The 17,573-nt window shown below is 72.2% G+C and carries 15 protein-coding genes; 8 read left to right on the top strand and 7 right to left on the bottom strand.

Going from position 1 to position 17,573, the window contains the following annotated elements:
* Positions 1-236 precede the first annotated feature (236 nt).
* From ABZ340_RS03660 to cseC, 5 genes are all read left to right on the top strand, one after another.
* On the top strand, positions 237-1,271 hold the full coding sequence (locus ABZ340_RS03660; RefSeq protein WP_358780094.1) for an A/G-specific adenine glycosylase: 1,035 nt from the start codon (positions 237-239) through the stop codon (positions 1,269-1,271).
* 493 nt (positions 1,272-1,764) lie between these two features.
* Positions 1,765-2,304: a SigE family RNA polymerase sigma factor gene (locus ABZ340_RS03665; RefSeq protein WP_358780095.1), complete on the top strand. Its 540-nt coding sequence runs from the start codon at positions 1,765-1,767 to the stop codon at positions 2,302-2,304.
* Entirely contained in the window at positions 2,292-2,957 is a 666-nt protein-coding gene (locus ABZ340_RS03670) for a hypothetical protein (RefSeq protein WP_358780096.1), read from the top strand. Before ABZ340_RS03665 ends, ABZ340_RS03670 begins: the two co-directional genes overlap by 13 nt.
* A gap of 300 nt (positions 2,958-3,257) precedes the next feature.
* Positions 3,258-3,959 (top strand): two-component system response regulator CseB, encoded by a 702-nt coding sequence (gene cseB, locus ABZ340_RS03675; RefSeq protein ID WP_358780097.1) that lies wholly within the window; start codon positions 3,258-3,260, stop codon positions 3,957-3,959.
* A gap of 101 nt (positions 3,960-4,060) precedes the next feature.
* Positions 4,061-5,383, top strand: coding sequence for a two-component system sensor histidine kinase CseC (gene cseC, locus ABZ340_RS03680; RefSeq protein ID WP_358780098.1), 1,323 nt, complete (start codon positions 4,061-4,063; stop codon positions 5,381-5,383).
* A 253-nt stretch (positions 5,384-5,636) separates the two neighbouring features.
* Here the strand turns inward: cseC and ABZ340_RS03685 are convergent, their stop codons facing one another.
* Positions 5,637-6,326 (bottom strand): M23 family metallopeptidase, encoded by a 690-nt coding sequence (locus ABZ340_RS03685; protein ID WP_358780099.1) that lies wholly within the window; start codon positions 6,324-6,326, stop codon positions 5,637-5,639.
* 461 nt (positions 6,327-6,787) lie between these two features.
* Between ABZ340_RS03685 and ABZ340_RS03690 the strand changes: the two genes are divergently transcribed.
* Both ABZ340_RS03690 and ABZ340_RS03695 read left to right on the top strand, forming a co-directional pair.
* Entirely contained in the window at positions 6,788-7,564 is a 777-nt protein-coding gene (locus tag ABZ340_RS03690; RefSeq protein ID WP_358780100.1) for an HAD family acid phosphatase, read from the top strand.
* Between the two features lie 43 nt (positions 7,565-7,607).
* Positions 7,608-10,676: an NACHT domain-containing protein gene (locus ABZ340_RS03695; RefSeq protein WP_358780101.1), complete on the top strand. Its 3,069-nt coding sequence runs from the start codon at positions 7,608-7,610 to the stop codon at positions 10,674-10,676.
* Between the two features lie 60 nt (positions 10,677-10,736).
* On the opposite strand, the gene ABZ340_RS03700 is transcribed toward ABZ340_RS03695, so the two are convergent.
* A complete protein-coding gene (locus ABZ340_RS03700) occupies positions 10,737-13,262 on the bottom strand; it encodes an ATP-dependent Clp protease ATP-binding subunit (protein ID WP_358780102.1) in 2,526 nt (841 codons plus the stop codon).
* Between the two features lie 634 nt (positions 13,263-13,896).
* Here ABZ340_RS03700 and ABZ340_RS03705 point away from each other — a divergent pair.
* Positions 13,897-14,646 carry an SCO3374 family protein gene (locus tag ABZ340_RS03705; RefSeq protein WP_358780103.1) on the top strand — a complete coding sequence of 250 codons (750 nt, stop codon included), beginning with the start codon at positions 13,897-13,899 and terminating at the stop codon, positions 14,644-14,646.
* Between the two features lie 34 nt (positions 14,647-14,680).
* Here the strand turns inward: ABZ340_RS03705 and ABZ340_RS03710 are convergent, their stop codons facing one another.
* The 5 genes from ABZ340_RS03710 to ABZ340_RS03730 form a co-directional block, all read right to left on the bottom strand.
* Positions 14,681-15,016 carry an Lsr2 family protein gene (locus ABZ340_RS03710; RefSeq protein ID WP_358780104.1) on the bottom strand — a complete coding sequence of 112 codons (336 nt, stop codon included), beginning with the start codon at positions 15,014-15,016 and terminating at the stop codon, positions 14,681-14,683.
* A 199-nt stretch (positions 15,017-15,215) separates the two neighbouring features.
* A complete protein-coding gene (locus ABZ340_RS03715) occupies positions 15,216-15,749 on the bottom strand; it encodes an amino-acid N-acetyltransferase (protein WP_358780105.1) in 534 nt (177 codons plus the stop codon).
* 9 nt (positions 15,750-15,758) lie between these two features.
* Positions 15,759-16,343, bottom strand: coding sequence for a BlaI/MecI/CopY family transcriptional regulator (locus ABZ340_RS03720; RefSeq protein WP_358780106.1), 585 nt, complete (start codon positions 16,341-16,343; stop codon positions 15,759-15,761).
* A 153-nt stretch (positions 16,344-16,496) separates the two neighbouring features.
* Complete coding sequence (locus ABZ340_RS03725) at positions 16,497-16,676, bottom strand: hypothetical protein (protein WP_358780107.1); 180 nt, start codon at positions 16,674-16,676, stop codon at positions 16,497-16,499.
* A gap of 167 nt (positions 16,677-16,843) precedes the next feature.
* The gene (locus tag ABZ340_RS03730; protein ID WP_358780256.1) at positions 16,844-17,551 is read right to left on the bottom strand and encodes a hypothetical protein; all 708 of its coding nucleotides are present in this window, start codon (positions 17,549-17,551) and stop codon (positions 16,844-16,846) included.
* Positions 17,552-17,573: the final 22 nt, after the last annotated feature.

A 17,573-nucleotide genomic window follows, 5' to 3' on the forward strand; every position in this document is an offset into this window, starting at 1 on the left:
GGTTCCTTCCCCCGGGACCGGGTCGGCACCGGTCAGCGTGAGCGCCGTGAGCGGCCGGCGCCGGGACACGCCGACTGCCGCGGCGGGCGCCACGGGTCCGGCCGCCTGCCCTCGGGTGGCGCGCGGCGCGTTCGGGCCCTGTCCGGCCGGCATCCGTGCCGGCCGTCGGGGGCCGCGCCCTCCCGGGGTGGCGGTGCGCCCGGAAACGCCTCCTCCCGTGGCAGGATCGATAGGTCATGACTGCGCCCACGAAGCCCCCGCACTCCGGTCCGGCCACCCGCCCCGCCACCGCCCCCGCCGTGGCTCCCGCCGCCCCTGGCACCACCCCTGCCGCCCCCGCGGACGCCGCCGACGTACGTCCTGCGGAACCCGCGGATGCCGTGCCGGAGCGTGCCCTCGGGGAGCCGTTGCACGCCCCCGTCATCGACTGGTTCGACGAGCACGCCCGCGACCTGCCGTGGCGGCGCCCAGAAGCCGGGCCGTGGGGCGTGATGGTCAGCGAGTTCATGCTCCAGCAGACGCCGGTGAACCGCGTCCTGCCGGTCTACGAGCAGTGGATGGCCCGCTGGCCGCGCCCCGCCGACCTCGCCCGCGAGGCCCCCGGCGAGGCCGTGCGCGCCTGGGGGCGGCTCGGCTACCCGCGCCGCGCGCTGCGGCTGCACGGCGCCGCCGTCGCCATAACGGAACGGCACGGCGGCGACGTACCGGCCGACCACGCCCAGCTCCTCGCCCTGCCCGGCATCGGCGAGTACACGGCCGCGGCGGTCGCCTCCTTCGCCTACGGCCAGCGGCATCCGGTGCTGGACACCAACGTCCGCCGGGTCTTCGCGCGGGCGGTGACCGGCGTGCAGTACCCGCCGAACGCGACCACCGCCGCCGAGCGCAGGCTGGCCCGCGCGCTGCTGCCGGACGACGAGGGGACCGCGGCCCGCTGGGCCGCCGCCTCGATGGAGCTGGGCGCGCTGGTGTGCACGGCGAAGAACGAGTCGTGCCACCGCTGCCCGATCGCCGCGCAGTGCGCCTGGCGCCTGGCGGGCAAGCCGGAGCACGACGGACCGCCGCGCCGCGGCCAGACGTACGCGGGCACGGACCGCCAGGTGCGCGGCCGGCTGCTCGCCGTGCTGCGGGAGGCTCCCGGGCCGGTGACGCAGGCGGCGCTGGACCGGGTGTGGCACGAGCCCGTCCAGCGCGCCCGGGCCCTGGACGGCCTGGTCGCCGACGGCCTGGTGGAGCCGCTGCCGGGCGGGCGGTACCGGCTGCCGCTGACCTGACGGCGGTCAGCGCCGGTCAGGTCAGCGGCAGCCGGGAGGCCGGGCGCTCCGAGGCCCGGCCACCTCGGTGCCGGTGCCCGGCCGTTCCCGTGACGACGCCCGGCCGTTCCCGTAACGGCGCCCGGCCGTTCCCGTAACGGCGCCCGGCCGTTCCCGTGACGACGTCCAGCCGTTCCCGTAACGGCGCCCGGCCGTCTCCGTGACGGCGCCCCTCCCCGCGAACCACCCCATACCCAACCTGACCGACACGTCCTGTTTACCCGGCTCGCCTGGCTCGCCCGGTTAATCCGGTTCATCCAGTTCCTCCTTCCGTTACACAACCGACGGACAGCCGACGGACAGCCGCAGTCCGTCTCGGACAGTGCCGTGACAACGCTTCCCTACCTTCGTTCCGTGGCGTCCGGCACAGGACGACACAGACCACAGGAAGTGCACAGGCAGTGCAGCGGCGGCGGGAGCCTCCGCACCACGGGGATCGGGGAAGGGACTCACCATGGCGCAGGGCGAGGTGCTCGAATTCGAGGAGTACGTACGCACCCGGCAGGACGCGCTGCTGCGCAGCGCACGCCGCCTGGTCCCGGACCCCGTCGACGCCCAGGACCTGCTCCAGACCGCGCTGGCGCGGACGTACGGCCGCTGGGACGGCATCGCCGACAAGCGGCTGGCCGACGCCTACCTGCGCCGGGTGATGATCAACACCCGGACCGAGTGGTGGCGGGCCCGGAAGCTGGAGGAGGTGCCCACCGAGCAGCTCCCGGACGCCTCCGTGGACGACGCCACCGAGCAGCACGCCGACCGCGCCCTGCTGATGGACGTGCTGAAGGTGCTCGCCCCGAAGCAGCGCAGTGTCGTGGTGCTGCGACACTGGGAGCAGATGTCCACGGAGGAGACGGCCGCCGCCCTCGGCATGTCGGCCGGAACGGTCAAGAGCACGCTGCACCGGGCGCTCGCCCGGCTCCGCGAGGAGCTGGAGGCCCGCGATCTGGACGCACGCGCGCTGGAGCGTGAGGAGCGGGAGCGGTGCGCGGCCTGACCGGCACGGGGTCCACCCCGGGCCGGGGAATCTTCCGGGCGGTGGGTACGGCGGTGGCCGTGCCGGCCGCTCTCGTCCTTTCGCTGTCCGCCTGCGCGGCGGGCGGTACCGGTGCCCGCGACGAGGGGCCGGCCCACGGCGACTCGGTGGCCGGTGTCGCCGCGACCCCTTCGGCCGCGCCCTCGGCGGCTCCCTCGCGGACACCCGACCGGGTCGACGCCGTACGGCTGGTCAAGGCCGATCCGCGAGTCTCCGCGGAGGTCAAGCGCGAACTGAAGCCGTGCATCGCCGACGAGTACCCCGTCGACGTCTCCTACGGGGACCTGACCGGGGGGACCGCCGAAGACATCGTCGTCAACGTGCTGACCTGCGGTGACGCGGTGGGAGTCGGCAGTTACGTGTACCGCCGGGAGGGCGGCCGGTACCAGAATGTGTTCAAGGCGGAGGAGCCGCCGGTCTACGCGGAGATCGACCGCGGCGACCTGGTGGTGTCGAAGCAGGTGTACGAGGAGGGCGACCCGGTGTCGAGTCCGTCCGGGGAGAACGTGGTGACGTACCGCTGGTCCTCGGACCGGTTCGTCGAGAAGTACCGCACGCGCAACGAATACAGCAGCGCCGTCGGGCCGGACGTGTCGCCCGCGCCCACCGGCTGAGCCGTGGGCCGTGGGCAGCGGGCAGCGGGCAGCGGGCAGCGGACCGGTTCGTGCGGTGCCGCCGGCCACCGACCGCCGGCGCCGCGTGAACCGGTCCGGCGTCCGCGGCCGATGAACAGGTGAACGCGGTACGCGCCGGACGCGCCCGCCCGGTGACTGCCGTGACGGCCATGGCGGCATGGTGGCCATGACGGCCGTGGCGCCTGTGGCGTGTGCGGCGTTTGTGGCGTTTGTGGCGTTTGTGGCGGCCATGCCGCCGAGACCGCACGGAATCGAAAGCAGAGGACTGAGAGCACCGGGATGGCAGACCAGACCCACGTCCTGTTCGTCGAGGACGACGACGTCATCCGCGAGGCCACCCAGCTCGCCCTGGAGCGGGTCGGCTTCGCAGTCACCGCGATGCCCGACGGCCTGTCGGGCCTGGAGGCGTTCCGGGCCGACCGCCCGGACATCGCCCTGCTGGACGTCATGGTCCCCGGTCTGGACGGCGTCAGCCTGTGCCGCCGCATCCGCGACGAGTCCACCGTGCCGGTGATCATGCTGTCGGCCCGGGCGGACTCCATCGACGTGGTGCTCGGTCTGGAGGCGGGCGCCGACGACTACGTGACCAAGCCGTTCGACGGGGCCGTGCTGGTGGCCCGGATCCGTGCGGTGCTGCGCCGCTTCGGCCACGCGAGCGGCGGCGACCGGGCGGAGACCCCCGGCGAGGACGACGGCGGCGTCCTCACCTTCGGCGACCTCCAGGTCGACACCGAGGGCATGGAGGTGCGCCGGGGCGGGCAGCCGGTGGCGCTCACCCCCACCGAGATGCGGCTGCTGCTGGAGTTCTCCTCCGCGCCGGGCACGGTGCTCTCCCGGGACAAGCTGCTGGAACGGGTGTGGGACTACGGCTGGGGCGGTGACACCCGGGTGGTGGACGTCCATGTGCAGCGGCTGCGGACGAAGATCGGCCAGGACCGGATCGAGACGGTCCGTGGCTTCGGCTACAAGTTGAAGGCCTGAGCGGCGGTATGCGGAGATCGGGTCGGCGTGCCGTCGCCTCGCGCCTGGCGCGCGCGGGCATCCGTACCGGCGGCCGTACGGGCAGTCGTGCAGACAGTCGCATGGGCAGTCGTACGGGTATCCACACGGGTCTGCGGTGGAAGCTCAGCGCCGCCATCGCGCTGGTGGGCGCGCTGGTCGCGGTCGCGCTGAGCCTGGTCGTGCACAACGCGGCCCGGGTGTCGATGCTGGACAACGCCCGGGACCTCGCAGACGACCGCATCCTGATCGCCCAGCGCAACTACGACCTGTCCGGACGGGTGAACTTCCCCAACGCCCAGATCGACGACCCCGAGCTGCCGGCGGAGCTGCGCCGGAAGGTCGCGGACGGGCGGCGTGCGACGTACGTCACCGACCGGCCGGACGGCGTGACGGACATATGGGCCGCCGTGCCGCTCAAGGACGGGCACGTGATGTCCCTGCACTCCGGGTTCACCGACCGCAGCTCCGACATCCTCAAGGACCTCGACCAGGCCCTGGTGATCGGCTCCATCGCGGTCGTCCTGGGCGGCAGCGCGCTCGGCGTGCTCATCGGCGGGCATCTGTCGCGCCGGCTGCGCAAGGCGGCCACCGCGGCGAACCGGGTCGCCAAGGGCGAGACCGAGGTGCGGGTGCGGGACGCCCTCGGCGGGGTGGTGCGGGACGAGACCGACGACCTGGCCAGCGCCGTGGACGCGATGGCGGACGCGCTGCGGCAGCGGCTGGAGGCCGAGCGCCGGGTGACCGCCGACATCGCGCACGAACTGCGCACCCCGGTGACCGGGCTGCTGACGGCGGCCGAGCTGCTGCCGCCGGGCCGCCCGACGGAGCTGGTGCTGGACCGGGCCAAGGCGATGCGCACCCTCGTCGAGGACGTCCTGGAGGTCGCCCGCCTCGACGGTGCCTCGGAGCGGGCGGAGCTGCAGGACATCATGCTGGGCGAGTTCGTCCGGCGCCGGGTGGCGGCCAAGGACCCGGACGCCGAGGTCCGGGTGGTGCACGAGTCGGAGGTCACCACCGACCCGCGCCGTCTGGAACGGGTGCTGTTCAACCTGCTCGCCAACGCCGCCCGGCACGGCCGGCCGCCCGTCGAGGTCACCGTCGAGGGCCGGGTCGTCCGGGTCCGCGACCACGGCCCCGGCTTCCCGGAGGATCTGCTCGCCGAGGGGCCGAGCCGCTTCCGCACCGGCAGCAAGGACCGGGCGGGGCGCGGTCACGGGCTGGGGCTGACCATCGCGGCCGGACAGGCCCGGGTGCTGGGCGCCCGGCTCACCTTCCGCAACGTACGGCCTGCCGGAGCCCCCGGACACGTACCGGCCGAGGGCGCGGTCGCCGTGCTGTGGCTGCCGGAACACGCACCGACGGACACCGGCAGCTATCCGGTGCTGCCGCTGCCGGGGCAGTGACGCCGGGGCGGCACGGCGCGGGGCAGTGACGCGGAGGCGATGAGGCGGGGCGGGGCGGCGCGCCGCGGGGGGCCGTGACGCCGGGGCGGCACGGCGGAGGGGATGACGTGAGGCGGCACGGCGCGGACACGACGACGCGACGACGCGACCCCGGGGCCGCCATAGGGGCGGTCCTCGGGGTCGCGTTCGATTCGGTCAGGTTCGATCAGCCGGGCGCACCGGGGCGCCCGGGGATCGTGCCGGGGCCGTCGCCTCAGACGGTCACGCCCTTGGAGCGCAGGAAGGCGACGGGGTCGACGGCCGAACCGTAGTTCGGGGTCGTACGGATCTCGAAGTGCAGGTGCGGGCCGCTGGAGTTGCCGGTGTTGCCGGAGCGGGCGATGTGCTGGCCGGTGGAGACGACCTGGCCGACCTTCACGTCGATCCGCGACAGGTGGGCGTACTGGGAGTACGTGCCGTTGCCGTGCTTGATGACGATGGCGTTGCCGTACGCGGGGCCGTCGCCGGCGCCGTTCGGGCCGGCCTTGACGACGGTGCCGCCGTGCGCGGCCATGACGTTGGTGCCGATCGGCACGGCGAAGTCCTGGCCGCTGTGCTTGTGCGCCCACATGCCGCCGGCCTGGTTGAAGGTCGCGGACAGCCGGTAGTTCTTCACCGGGTCGACCCAGGAGGCGGCCTTCTTCTGGACGGCGACCTTCTGCGTGGCGGCCGACTTCTTCGCGTTCGCGGCGGCCTTCGCGACCTTCGCGGACTCGGCGGCCTTGGCCTGCGCGGCGGCCTGCGCCTCGACGGCGCTCGCCACGCTGGACGTCGCCGTGGTGTCGGCGGCGGCCGCGACCCCGGCTCCCAGCACGACCGAGGCGCCCATGCCTGCGGCCATCACGGCCGCGCGGGTGCGGAGAGCGGACGTACGGGAAGAACGGGACGTGAAACGCGGGGACATGCGAACCTCATGGGGACGGGAACAAGGGAAGGCCACCCGGCGTACGGACGTCCGCCGAATGGGCCTAGACCTTGGTAACCCGTCGGGGCGCACTCCCACAAAGGTGTGATCTACGACGTTTCCTAGTACTTCACCTCAAAACTTACGTAGATCCATCAGAGCTCTCATTCCGGACAAAGCAGCTCAGAGGGCCAGGTATCACTCGTTCATTCGGGCACTATCTCCCCTTTTTGCAGTTCTCGTCGCCCGCACTATTCCGCTTAGTAAGTGACGCACGTCCTGTGCGGCACATCACCGCGGGGCCCGATCCGGGGGTGCCGAAATGTGACGGGGGCTACGCCCGCTCCGTACACGGCTCCAGCGACTTACCGTCCGGTAACCCTGTGGTCCCCCTCGCGCCACCCTCAGCGCCGAGCATGCACTCGACAAACAGCAGTGCGTACGGACGCGAGAGGACCCCCATGACAAGACACCACCGCTCCCGGCTGCGCCGGATGTCCGTGACCGCGGTCTCCGCCGCCGCCCTCGTCGCCCTCGCGGGCCCCGCCGACGCGGCACCCGCCGCTCCCGCCACCAAGACCACCACCACGGCCACCGCCCCCACCGCCACCACGGCCACCGCCCCCACCGCCACCACGGCCACCGCCCCCACCGCCGCCACGGCCACCGCCACTACCGCCTCCACTACCGCCACCGCCGCCTCCACTACCGCCACCGCCGCTTCCGCCTCCGGCGCGGCGGCCGTCGTCGACTACGCCACCTGGCAGCAGGACTGCCGGGCCGTGATGGACCAGGCCCTCCCCTACCTGAAGGAGCGGATCGCGCACACCGTCCCGGGCGAGAGGCAGGCGATCGTCCTGGACGTCGACAACACCTCCCTGGAGACCGACTTCGGCTTCAGCTACCCGCAGCCGGCCAACCGCCCCGTCCTGGAGGCCGCCCGGTACGCCCAGGAGCACGGCGTCGCCCTGTTCTTCGTCACCGCCCGCCCGGGCATCATCGCCGCGCCGACCGAGTACAACCTCGAACGCGTCGGCTACCAGGTCTCCGGCCTGCACGTCCGCGGCTTCCTCGACCTCTTCGAGAACGTCGCCGACTACAAGACCGCCCAGCGCGCCGCCATCGAGGCGCGGGGCTACACGATCATCGCCAACATCGGCAACAGCGCCACCGACCTCTCGGGCGGCCACGCCGAGAAGACGTTCAAACTGCCGGACTACGACGGCCAATTGTCCTGACGCTCGATAAACTCCCCCGATCGATCGACCACGGGGGTGGGGCATGGAACCGACGGTGCTCGGCGGGAAACTGGCGTCGGGGCTGATCGGCCCCCTCGTGCGGAAGCTGTTCGTGACGGGCGGCCCCGGCGCCGGACTGGTCGACCGGCCGGTCCGGCTGACGGACCTCGTGTCCTTCCGGGGCGAGAAGCGCACCCTCGGCGAGAAGGAGGTGCGCAGGCTCGCGGGGCGGTTGGTCGGGGAGTCGCTCGGCTCCCCCGGCGAGCCTCCCTTCCCGCGCGACGAGGAGACCGCCGTCGCCGAGGCCCTCGCCGCGCGGTTGCTCTCCCTCGGCGACCTGGACATGGACGACGTACAGGCCGTCCGGCTCGGCCACCGCGCCCTGGCCGACCGGCTGCGCCGCCAGGCCCCCGAGGCGGGCGACGGCCTGTCCGCCGACGCCCGCCACTTCCTCGACTCCGCGACGGAGTGGGCCTGCCTGCACGTCCTGGAGTTCTTCACCCGCCGCTCGGCCTTCGTGGCCCGGACGCTGGTGGAGCAGGCCCGGGGCCAGGCGGAGCTGATCGCGAAGGTCGACGAGCTGATCACCCGCATCCCCCGACCGGACGCCCGCGACACTGCGTTCGAGCGCCGGTACCTGCCCTACGTCGCCGAACGCCACGACCACCTCACCATCTACGGCATCGACCTGCGGGACGCCCCCGACCGGTGGCCGCTGGAGGTCGCCTACCTGACCCTGGAAGCCGTCGCCGACCCCGCCCCCGGGCCTGACCCCGACTCCGTCCCCGGAGAGGACCCACGGGTCCGCACCACGCGCATGCCCGCCGACGAGGCGCTGGAGCGGGAGCCCAGAGTGCTGCTGCGCGGCGACGCGGGATCCGGCAAGACGACTCTCGCCCAGTGGCTCGCGGTGAGCGCGGCACGCGAGGGCACCCGCGTCCCCTTTCTCCTGCCCCTGCGCACCCTGATCCGCACCGGCCCGCTGCCCGCCCCGGCCGCGTTCCTGAGCGCCGTCGGCTGCCCGCTGACGCCGCCCGACGGCTGGGCGGAACGCGTTCTGGCCGTGGGCCGGGGGCTGGTCCTGGTCGACGGCCTGGACGAGATCCCGGAAGCCGACCGCCACACCACCCGGGACTGGCTGCGCGGCCTCCTCGGTGCCTTCCCCCGCAACCGCTGGCTGCTGACCACCCGCCCCACCGCCGTACGCGCCGACTGGCTGGCGCGGGAAGGCTTCCTGGAACTCTCCCTCGCGCCGATGGGCCGGGCGGAGGTCGCCACCTTCGTCCACCGCTGGCACGAGGCCGCCGACGCACCGGAGTACGAGCAGCCCCTGCTGGACTCCCTGCACACCAAACGGGATCTGGCCCGCCTGGCCACCAATCCGCTGATGTGCGGCCTGGTCTGCGCCCTGCACCGCGAGCGCCGCGGCTACCTGCCCACCGGACGCAAGGAACTGTACGAGGCGGCCCTGACCATGCTGCTCGCCCGCCGGGACCGGGAGCGCGGCATGGGCACCGTCGAGCACCCCGGGCTGGGCGAGGAGGCACAGCGTGACCTGCTCCAGCGTCTGGCCTACGCCCTGGTGCTCAGCGGCCGGACGGAGATGACCCTGGGGACGGCCGAGGCCGTCGTCGAACGGGCGCTGCCCACGCTGGCCCCGGCAGCGGGGCGGGGTGACGCGGCGGCGGTCCTGCGGGCGCTGCTGCTGCGCAGCGGGGTGCTGCGCAAGCCGGCGGAGGGCGTCCTGGACTTCGTCCACCGCACCTTCCAGGACTATCTGGCCGCCCGGAACGCCGTGGAGCAGGGCCACCTCGACGTCCTCACCAGCCGCGCCGACGACGCCCAGTGGGAGGACGTCATCCGCATGGCCGTGGCCCAGGCCCGGCCCGGCGAACGCGTCATGGTGCTGAAGGAGCTGCTGGCCGCGGGTACGCCCCGGCTGACGCTGCTGGCGCTGGCCTGCCTGGAGCACACGGTCGCGCTCGACCCGGCGGTGCGGGCGGAGGTCGAGGACCGGGCCGCGGCCCTGATCCCGCCGCGTACGACCGAGGCCGCGCGGGAGCTGGCGGCGGCCGGCCCGCTGGTGCTGGAGCTGCTGCCGGGACCCGAGGGCCTGACCGCCGAGGAGGCACGGGGCGTCACGGTCACCGCCTCCCTCCTGGGCCGGGAGGAACCCGAAGGGGCACTCGCCGTCCTGCGCCGCTTCCGGGACCACCCCGACCTCGGCGTACGGCGGCAGCTCGTGGGCACCTGGAACCGGTTCGGCACGGCCACGTACGCGGCCGAGGTGCTGGACCACCTCGACCGCGACCGCCTCTACCTGAGCTGCGAGACGCCCGGCCAGCTCGCCGCCCTGGCCACGATGCGCCCTTGGTCCGAGCTGCACGTCTCGGGCTCGCACCGCGCGGAGGACATCGCCACCGCCGTACCGGAACCGGACGCGGTGACCACGCTCCACCTCGGGGACAACCTGTGGCTGAAGGATCTGGCCGCTCTGCGGCGGTTCACCTCCCTGAACCGCCTGTCGCTGGGGAACTGCCCGTTCGCGACCGGGCTGGACCGGCTGGCGCCGCTGCCCCTGACCGAACTGGTCCTCGACCCCGTGGCGGACCTCACGGGACTGCGGTCGTTGCCCTCCCTGACCTGGCTCTCCCTCGTACAGGAACTGCCGGGCAAGGACCTCACCGAGGCCCTCCCCGCCGAGGCTCCGCTGGGTTTCCTCTTCCTCGGCCGGGACAGCACCGCCTCGACCGGCCTGCGGGGCCTGGCGCACTGGAGGACACTGCACACGCTCAGTCTGGGCCCGCTGACCACGGAGCTGACCGAGGACGACTGGCGGGAGGTCACCGCGCTGCCCCGCCTCACCCACCTGTACGTGAACGCGGCCATCCTCCGGGACCTGCCGGCCTCCATCGGCCGTATGCCCGAACTGCCCGGGGTGGAGGTGTTGCGGGTCCCCGCCATGGACGGCACCGAGCACCTGGCCGCCCTGGCGTCCCGGCTGCCCGGGGTGCACACGGTGACCCTGTGGACCCGGCCGGGGCACTCCTTCCCCCTGTCCGGCGTCCGGCCGCTGTTCCCCCACGCCGACGTGACCCTGGAGAAACGCTGAAAGGGGCTGCCCCGGGACCGGAGTCCCGGGGCAGCCCCTTTCCGGCGTATCCCCGGAGGGCTACGCGTCCTTGCTCAGGTTCGGCCCGGCTCCGCCGGCCGCCTGCTCGATCGGCGGGACGTCGGGCAGCGCCGACTTCTCCTCGCCGCGGAAGGTGAAGGTCTTTTCTTCGCCCTCGCCCTCGGTGTCCACGACCACGATGTGACCGGGGCGCAGCTCGCCGAAGAGGATCTTCTCCGAGAGCGTGTCCTCGATCTCGCGCTGGATGGTCCGGCGCAGCGGCCGGGCGCCCAGCACGGGGTCGTAACCCTTCTTGGACAGCAGCTCCTTGGCGGACTGGGAGAGCTCGATGCCCATGTCCCGGTCCTTCAGGCGCTCGTCCACCTTGCCGACCATCAGGTCGACGATCCGCAGGATGTCGTCCTGGGTCAGCTGCGGGAAGACGACCACGTCGTCGACGCGGTTGAGGAACTCGGGCCGGAAGTGCTGCTTGAGCTCGTCCGACACCTTGTTCTTCATGCGCTCGTAGTTGGTCTTCGTGTCACCCGCGGCGGCGAAGCCGAGGTTGAAGCCCTTGGAGATGTCCCGGGTGCCGAGGTTGGTCGTCATGATGATGACCGTGTTCTTGAAGTCCACGACCCGGCCCTGGGAGTCGGTCAGGCGACCGTCCTCCAGGATCTGCAGCAGCGAGTTGAAGATGTCCGGGTGGGCCTTCTCGACCTCGTCGAAGAGGACGACGGAGAACGGCTTGCGGCGGACCTTCTCGGTCAGCTGGCCGCCCTCTTCGTAGCCCACGTAGCCGGGGGGCGAACCGAACAGACGCGACACCGTGTGCTTCTCGCTGAACTCCGACATGTCGAGGGAGATCAGCGCGTCCTCGTCGCCGAAGAGGAACTCGGCGAGCGCCTTGGACAGCTCGGTCTTACCGACACCGGACGGGCCGGCGAAGATGAACGAACCACCCGGGCGCTTGGGGTCCTTCAGGCCCGCACGCGTACGGCGGATCGCCTTCGACAGCGCCTTGACGGCGTCGTTCTGGCCGATGACCCGCTTGTGGAGCTCGTCCTCCATGCGGAGCAGGCGGCTGGACTCCTCCTCGGTCAGCTTGAAGACCGGGATGCCGGTGGCCGTGGCGAGGACCTCGGCGATCAGCTCGCCGTCGACCTCGGCGACGACGTCCATGTCGCCGGCCTTCCACTCCTTCTCCCGCTTCGCCTTGGCGGCCAGGAGCTGCTTCTCCTTGTCGCGCAGGGAGGCGGCCTTCTCGAAGTCCTGCGAGTCGATCGCGGACTCCTTGTCCCGGCGGACGGCGGCGATCTTCTCGTCGAACTCGCGCAGGTCCGGCGGCGCGGTCATCCGGCGGATGCGCATCCGGGAACCGGCCTCGTCGATCAGGTCGATCGCCTTGTCCGGCAGGAAGCGGTCCGAGATGTACCGGTCGGCCAGGGTGGCGGCCTGGACCAGCGCCTCGTCGGTGATGGAGACGCGGTGGTGCGCCTCGTACCGGTCCCGCAGGCCCTTGAGGATCTCGATCGTGTGCGGCAGGGACGGCTCGGCGACCTGGATGGGCTGGAAGCGGCGCTCCAGAGCCGCGTCCTTCTCCAGGTGCTTGCGGTACTCGTCCAGCGTGGTCGCACCGATGGTCTGGAGCTCACCGCGGGCCAGCATCGGCTTGAGGATGCTGGCGGCGTCGATGGCGCCCTCGGCGGCACCCGCACCGACCAGCGTGTGCAGCTCGTCGATGAACAGGATGATGTCACCGCGGGTGCGGATCTCCTTGAGCACCTTCTTCAGGCGCTCCTCGAAGTCACCGCGGTAGCGGGAGCCGGCGACCAGCGCGCCGAGGTCCAGGGTGTAGAGGTGCTTGTCCTTGAGGGTCTCGGGCACCTCGCCCTTGACGATGGCCTGGGCGAGGCCCTCGACGACGGCGGTCTTGCCGACGCCGGGCTCACCGATCAGGACCGGGTTGTTCTTCGTACGGCGGGACAGCACCTGCATGACCCGCTCGATCTCCTTCTCGCGCCCGATGACCGGGTCGAGCTTGGACTCACGGGCGGCCTGGGTGAGGTTCCGGCCGAACTGGTCGAGGACCAGGGACGTGGAGGGGGTGCCCTCGGCAGGACCGCCGGCGGTGGCGGTCTCCTTGCCCTGGTAACCGGAGAGCAGCTGGATCACCTGCTGCCGCACGCGGTTGAGGTCTGCGCCCAGCTTGACCAGGACCTGGGCGGCGACGCCCTCGCCCTCACGGATCAGGCCGAGCAGGATGTGCTCCGTGCCGATGTAGTTGTGGCCCAGCTGAAGCGCCTCGCGGAGCGAGAGCTCCAGCACCTTCTTGGCACGGGGGGTGAAGGGAATGTGGCCCGACGGCGCCTGCTGCCCCTGGCCGATGATCTCCTCCACCTGCTGGCGGACCGCCTCGAGCGAGATCCCGAGGCTCTCAAGGGCCTTGGCGGCGACACCCTCACCCTCGTGGATCAGGCCCAGGAGGATGTGCTCGGTGCCGATGTAGTTGTGGTTGAGCATCCGGGCTTCTTCCTGAGCCAGGACGACAACCCGCCGCGCGCGGTCGGTGAACCTCTCGAACATCGTTAATCGCTCCTCAGAGCGGTCAGGCAGTAAGGGGAACTTCCCCTCCCTGTCCTTCCGCAGCTTAGTCCCGCAAGCGGGGACCGCTCATTCCAACTGCCGACACCGTCGATGGCCTCCTGACCCCGAACGCCGACATCTGCTCCAACCCGATGGTGCGAGACGATGTTCCCGCAGGCCAGGCAGTTACCCCACTCGCCAGTACGCCGATGGCGAACGAAAGTCGGCCCGTTCTGCGTGTCGCCCCCTCCCACTAGGGATGTCTTACCCGCAGCCACTGACACTCCATGCCGCGCACCCCGGTTCCCTCCGCTACGGGCGAACAACCTTGCGCCTCCCCGCACCCCCGAGCGCCCCCTCTTCCGCAACGCTGTGCATTCGACGGAACACCCAGCGTAACCCGAACGTGACTCCGGGGGTTGCACTTGGCATGGTTGACGCCCGGCCCCCCTCGGCCCCGTCCGTCCCCCTTCCGCTGCCGCGCCGGCCGCACGATGCGGGTGGGCTGCGGGGCGAGGAGGCGGGTTCGCCCCGACCTGCGGGGCCGCTCCGTCCTGCGGGTCTGCTCCGTCCTGCGGGTCCGCTCCGTCCCGCGGGTCTGCTCCGACCTGCGGGGCCGCTCCGTCCCGCGGGGGTGCCCGACCACGCGGGGCGTGTTCCCGGCCGGCCGGAGGATCGCGTGCGCGGGTGGTACGAGAACCGGCTGGGCTGGCCCACCGCCCCCGGGACCCCGCTGCGGCTCCGTGTAGGCGTGCGTTTCGACCTGCTGGACGTTCCGGCCGAGGCCGGGTACGCGGCGCTGAGGCGGCTCGGGCCGGTCTCTCCCGTGGCCGTCCAGGGCGGCCGGATGCGGCTGCTCGTGGCCGCGGGCAGCGCGGAGGAGCTGCCGGGGCTGCTGGACTGGCTGGAGTGGGGTTCGCTGGCGCTCGACCTGGTGGCGGTCGGCGCGGGCGGCCTCATGGACGCGCCGCCGCCCGCCGGCACCGGTCCCGGGTGGGGCCGGCTGCCGCGTCCCCCGGGTCACGTGGACTGCATGAACCACATGGACCACATGGACCACATGGACCACATGGACCACATGGACCGCGCGAGTCGAACGGAGTGCGTGGACCGTGCGGGGTGCGTGGGCCGTGCCGTTCGCGTGGATCACTCGGGCCGTCGCATTCCGCAGGGGGCCGCCGTGTGGCTGCGGCCCCCTGTGCCGGGGTGCGAGGACGAGACCCCGCTGCCGGCACTGCCGGCCCTGGGGGGCGGTGGGGGCGCCCCCGATCTCGTACGGCTGGTCGCCACGGTGGCGACCCAGTGCCACCGGGTCGGGCTGCGGCGCGCGAGCGCCCGGCCGCCGGCCGGTGCGCCGGGCTTCTCGCCGGGGTGGCGGCGGTAGGCCGTGGGGCCCGGGTCACCTGCCCGCCGGGCGGTCAGCCGTTGGCCTTCTCGTACGCCTCGCGGATGGACGCGGGGACACGACCACGGTCGTTGACCTCGTAACCGTTCTCCTTCGCCCACGCGCGGATCGCCGCGGTGTCCGGGCTGCCGCCGGAAGAGGAGCGCGCCTTTCCGCGCCCGCTCGAAGCGCGGCCTCCGGTACGGCGACCGCCCTTCACGTAAGGCTCGAGAAGGCTGCGGAGCTTGTCCGCATTGGCGGTGGTGAGATCGATCTCGTACGTCTTGCCGTCCAGCGCGAACGTCACGGTCTCGTCCGCCTCGCCACCGTCGAGGTCGTCGACAAGAAGGACCTGAACCTTCTGTGCCACCGGATTTCCTTTCATCGATAACTTGGGAGCGGGGGTCTGCCGGCGTACGCCGTAACGCCGCCCCCTGTTATATGCAGTACTGCAGTACGTCGGAAAGCAAACCGCTTTTGCCGGAAAAACACAAACCCCTGGCAGAGACCGGCAGCCCCGACCGGAGCGGAAAGATGCGCGTTTCGGACATAGGGAACTTGCCTGTTGATCACAGATGCAGAAGCATCCGGCTGTTGCCCAAGGTGTTCGGTTTCACTCGTTCGAGACCGAGGAACTCCGCGACGCCCTCGTCATAGGAACGCAGCAGCTCCGCGTAGACATCGGTGTCGACGGGCGTCTCCCCGATCTCCACGAAGCCGTGCTTGCCGAAGAAGTCCACTTCGAAGGTCAGGCAGAAAACGCGTCGAACGCCGAGCCAGCGCGCGGTCTCCAGCAACTTCTCCAGCAACCGGTGGCCGACGCCGGCGCCCTTCAGGCCCGGCTTCACCGCGAGAGTCCTGACTTCCGCGAGGTCTTCCCACATCACGTGCAGGGCGCCGCAGCCGACGACCTCGGCGTTGTCGTCACGTTCCGCGACCCAGAACTCCTGGATGTCCTCGTATAGCGTGACCATGGCTTTGTCGAGGAGGATGCCGTTGCGGACGTAGGCGTCGAGCAGCCGGCGCACGGCCGGGACATCGCTGGTACGGGCCCGCCGGACGGTGATGGCTTTTGCGGTGAGTTCAGGGCTCTCTGCGGACATGAGCGGACGCTATCGCCCGGCGCCGCCCGGTGCCGAGTCGGGGTTGTGCGCCGCGTTCCCTGCCGCGTTCCGTGCCGTGTTCCGCTCCGCCTCGTGTTGCGGGTTGTCTTCGGAGGTATGGCCGGAGCGGGAGACCGCATCACGAGTGGAATCCGGGGTTTCGGCCTCTCGTTCGGGTTTGGGTTCCCGTTCGGCTCGGGGAGCGGGGGCCTGCGGGGCCGGTTCCCGGGTTTCCGGGCCCTGGACGATGCGGATGGCGTCTCTCAGCGCCTGCCGCTGTTCGTCGCTCATCATGCCGAAGAAGGCGACGAGGGCGGCGGCGGGGTTGTCGCTCTGCGACCACGCGTCGTTCATCAGCGCGGCGGCGTAGGCGGCGCGGGTGGAGACCGCCTCATATCGATAGGCCCGGCCTTCCGCTTCACGGCGCACCCAGCCCTTCTGATGGAGATTGTCCAGGACGGTCATCACCGTGGTGTACGCGATGGACCGTTCCTGCTGGAGATCTTCCAGGACTTCTCGAACGGTCACCGGGCGGTTCCACTTCCACACCCTCGTCATGACCGCGTCTTCGAGTTCTCCCAATGGGCGAGGCACAGCTCAGACAATAGTGGGAGATTCCGGGTATGGCGTCCCGAAGGTGTGCCGGTGGTGCGGGAGGGGCGAAAAGGGCGCACACCCCCCGGGGTGCGGACGGGGGGGGGTGGGGGCGGGACGAGGGGAGGAGGAAGGGGAGGGAGAGAGGGAGCCTCAGGCGTCGGAGTGCGCGGAGGTCTGGCGGGTGCCCTCCGCGCGCGCGAGGGCGGCGTCGACGGCCGCGTCCTCCTTGGCCTTGTTGGCGCCGCCCTGGGTCTTCACGATCACCCGGATGACAGCGATGAAGAGCGCGGCCATGACGACCGGCGGCAGGAGCGCGGAGACGTAGTCCATGAGTCCAGAGTAGCCACGGGGTGGGGGATCGCCGGGGCGGGGTGCTGCCGGGGCGGGGCGTCGCCGAGGGCCGCCGGGGCGGGGTGCTGCCGAGGTGGAGCGTCGCCGGGAGCCGCCGGAGTGGGTTGCTGCCGGGGCGGGGCGTCGCCGGGTGGGCGGGGTGCGGGTCAGCCTGCGGCGAGTTGGTGCGTGGTGCCGGCGGGGGGCGGGGTCGGCTTGCGGCGGGGGAAGACCTCGCCCGGGGTCGGGACGGGACGCCTGCGGGTGGCGGGGTCCGGCTTGGGAGTGGCGGGGGTGGGCTGGGGGGCCGGCTTCTGCGCGGGCTCGCCCTCGGGCTTGGCGGTGGGGTCCGGCCCGGCGTGGGAGAGGCCGCCGGGGAGGGCCAGAAGGCGGGTCCGGGAGGCGGGGACCGTGGGGGTGGAGGGGGCGGGAGCGGCAGCGGAGGGGGTGGAGGTTTCGGATGCCTTGGGGGCGGTGGGGGCGGGAATGGCGATCCGGGAGGGCGAGGCCGCGAGGCGGGCGCGTACGTCCTGTCCCGTCAGGTTCTGGCAGCGGGCCAGAAGGGCGGCCGCCATGGGGTTGCCGCGCAGGGCGCGCAGGGCGGCGAGATCGTCCGGAGTGGGGTGGTGCCCCGCACCCAGCGCCTCGTCCAGAAGCGTGAGGTAGCCGGCGGCGGTGCCGGGGAGGGCGGCGCGGTACCGGGCGAGGTCGGCCACCAGGAAGGCACGCAGCCGGGCGCTCTCCCGCGTCGCCTCGTCGAGTGACTCCGCGAGGCGGATGCAGTCCTGGACGTCCTCGGCCGAGATGGGGCTGGGGCGGAGGGCGAGGACGAGGGCGCGGCGGAGCACACGCAGCTCCTCCGCGCCGAACGCCATGCCGCCGCGGGATCCGTATGGC

Source organism: Streptomyces sp. NPDC006134, assembly GCF_040628835.1.
GTDB lineage: Bacteria > Actinomycetota > Actinomycetes > Streptomycetales > Streptomycetaceae > Streptomyces.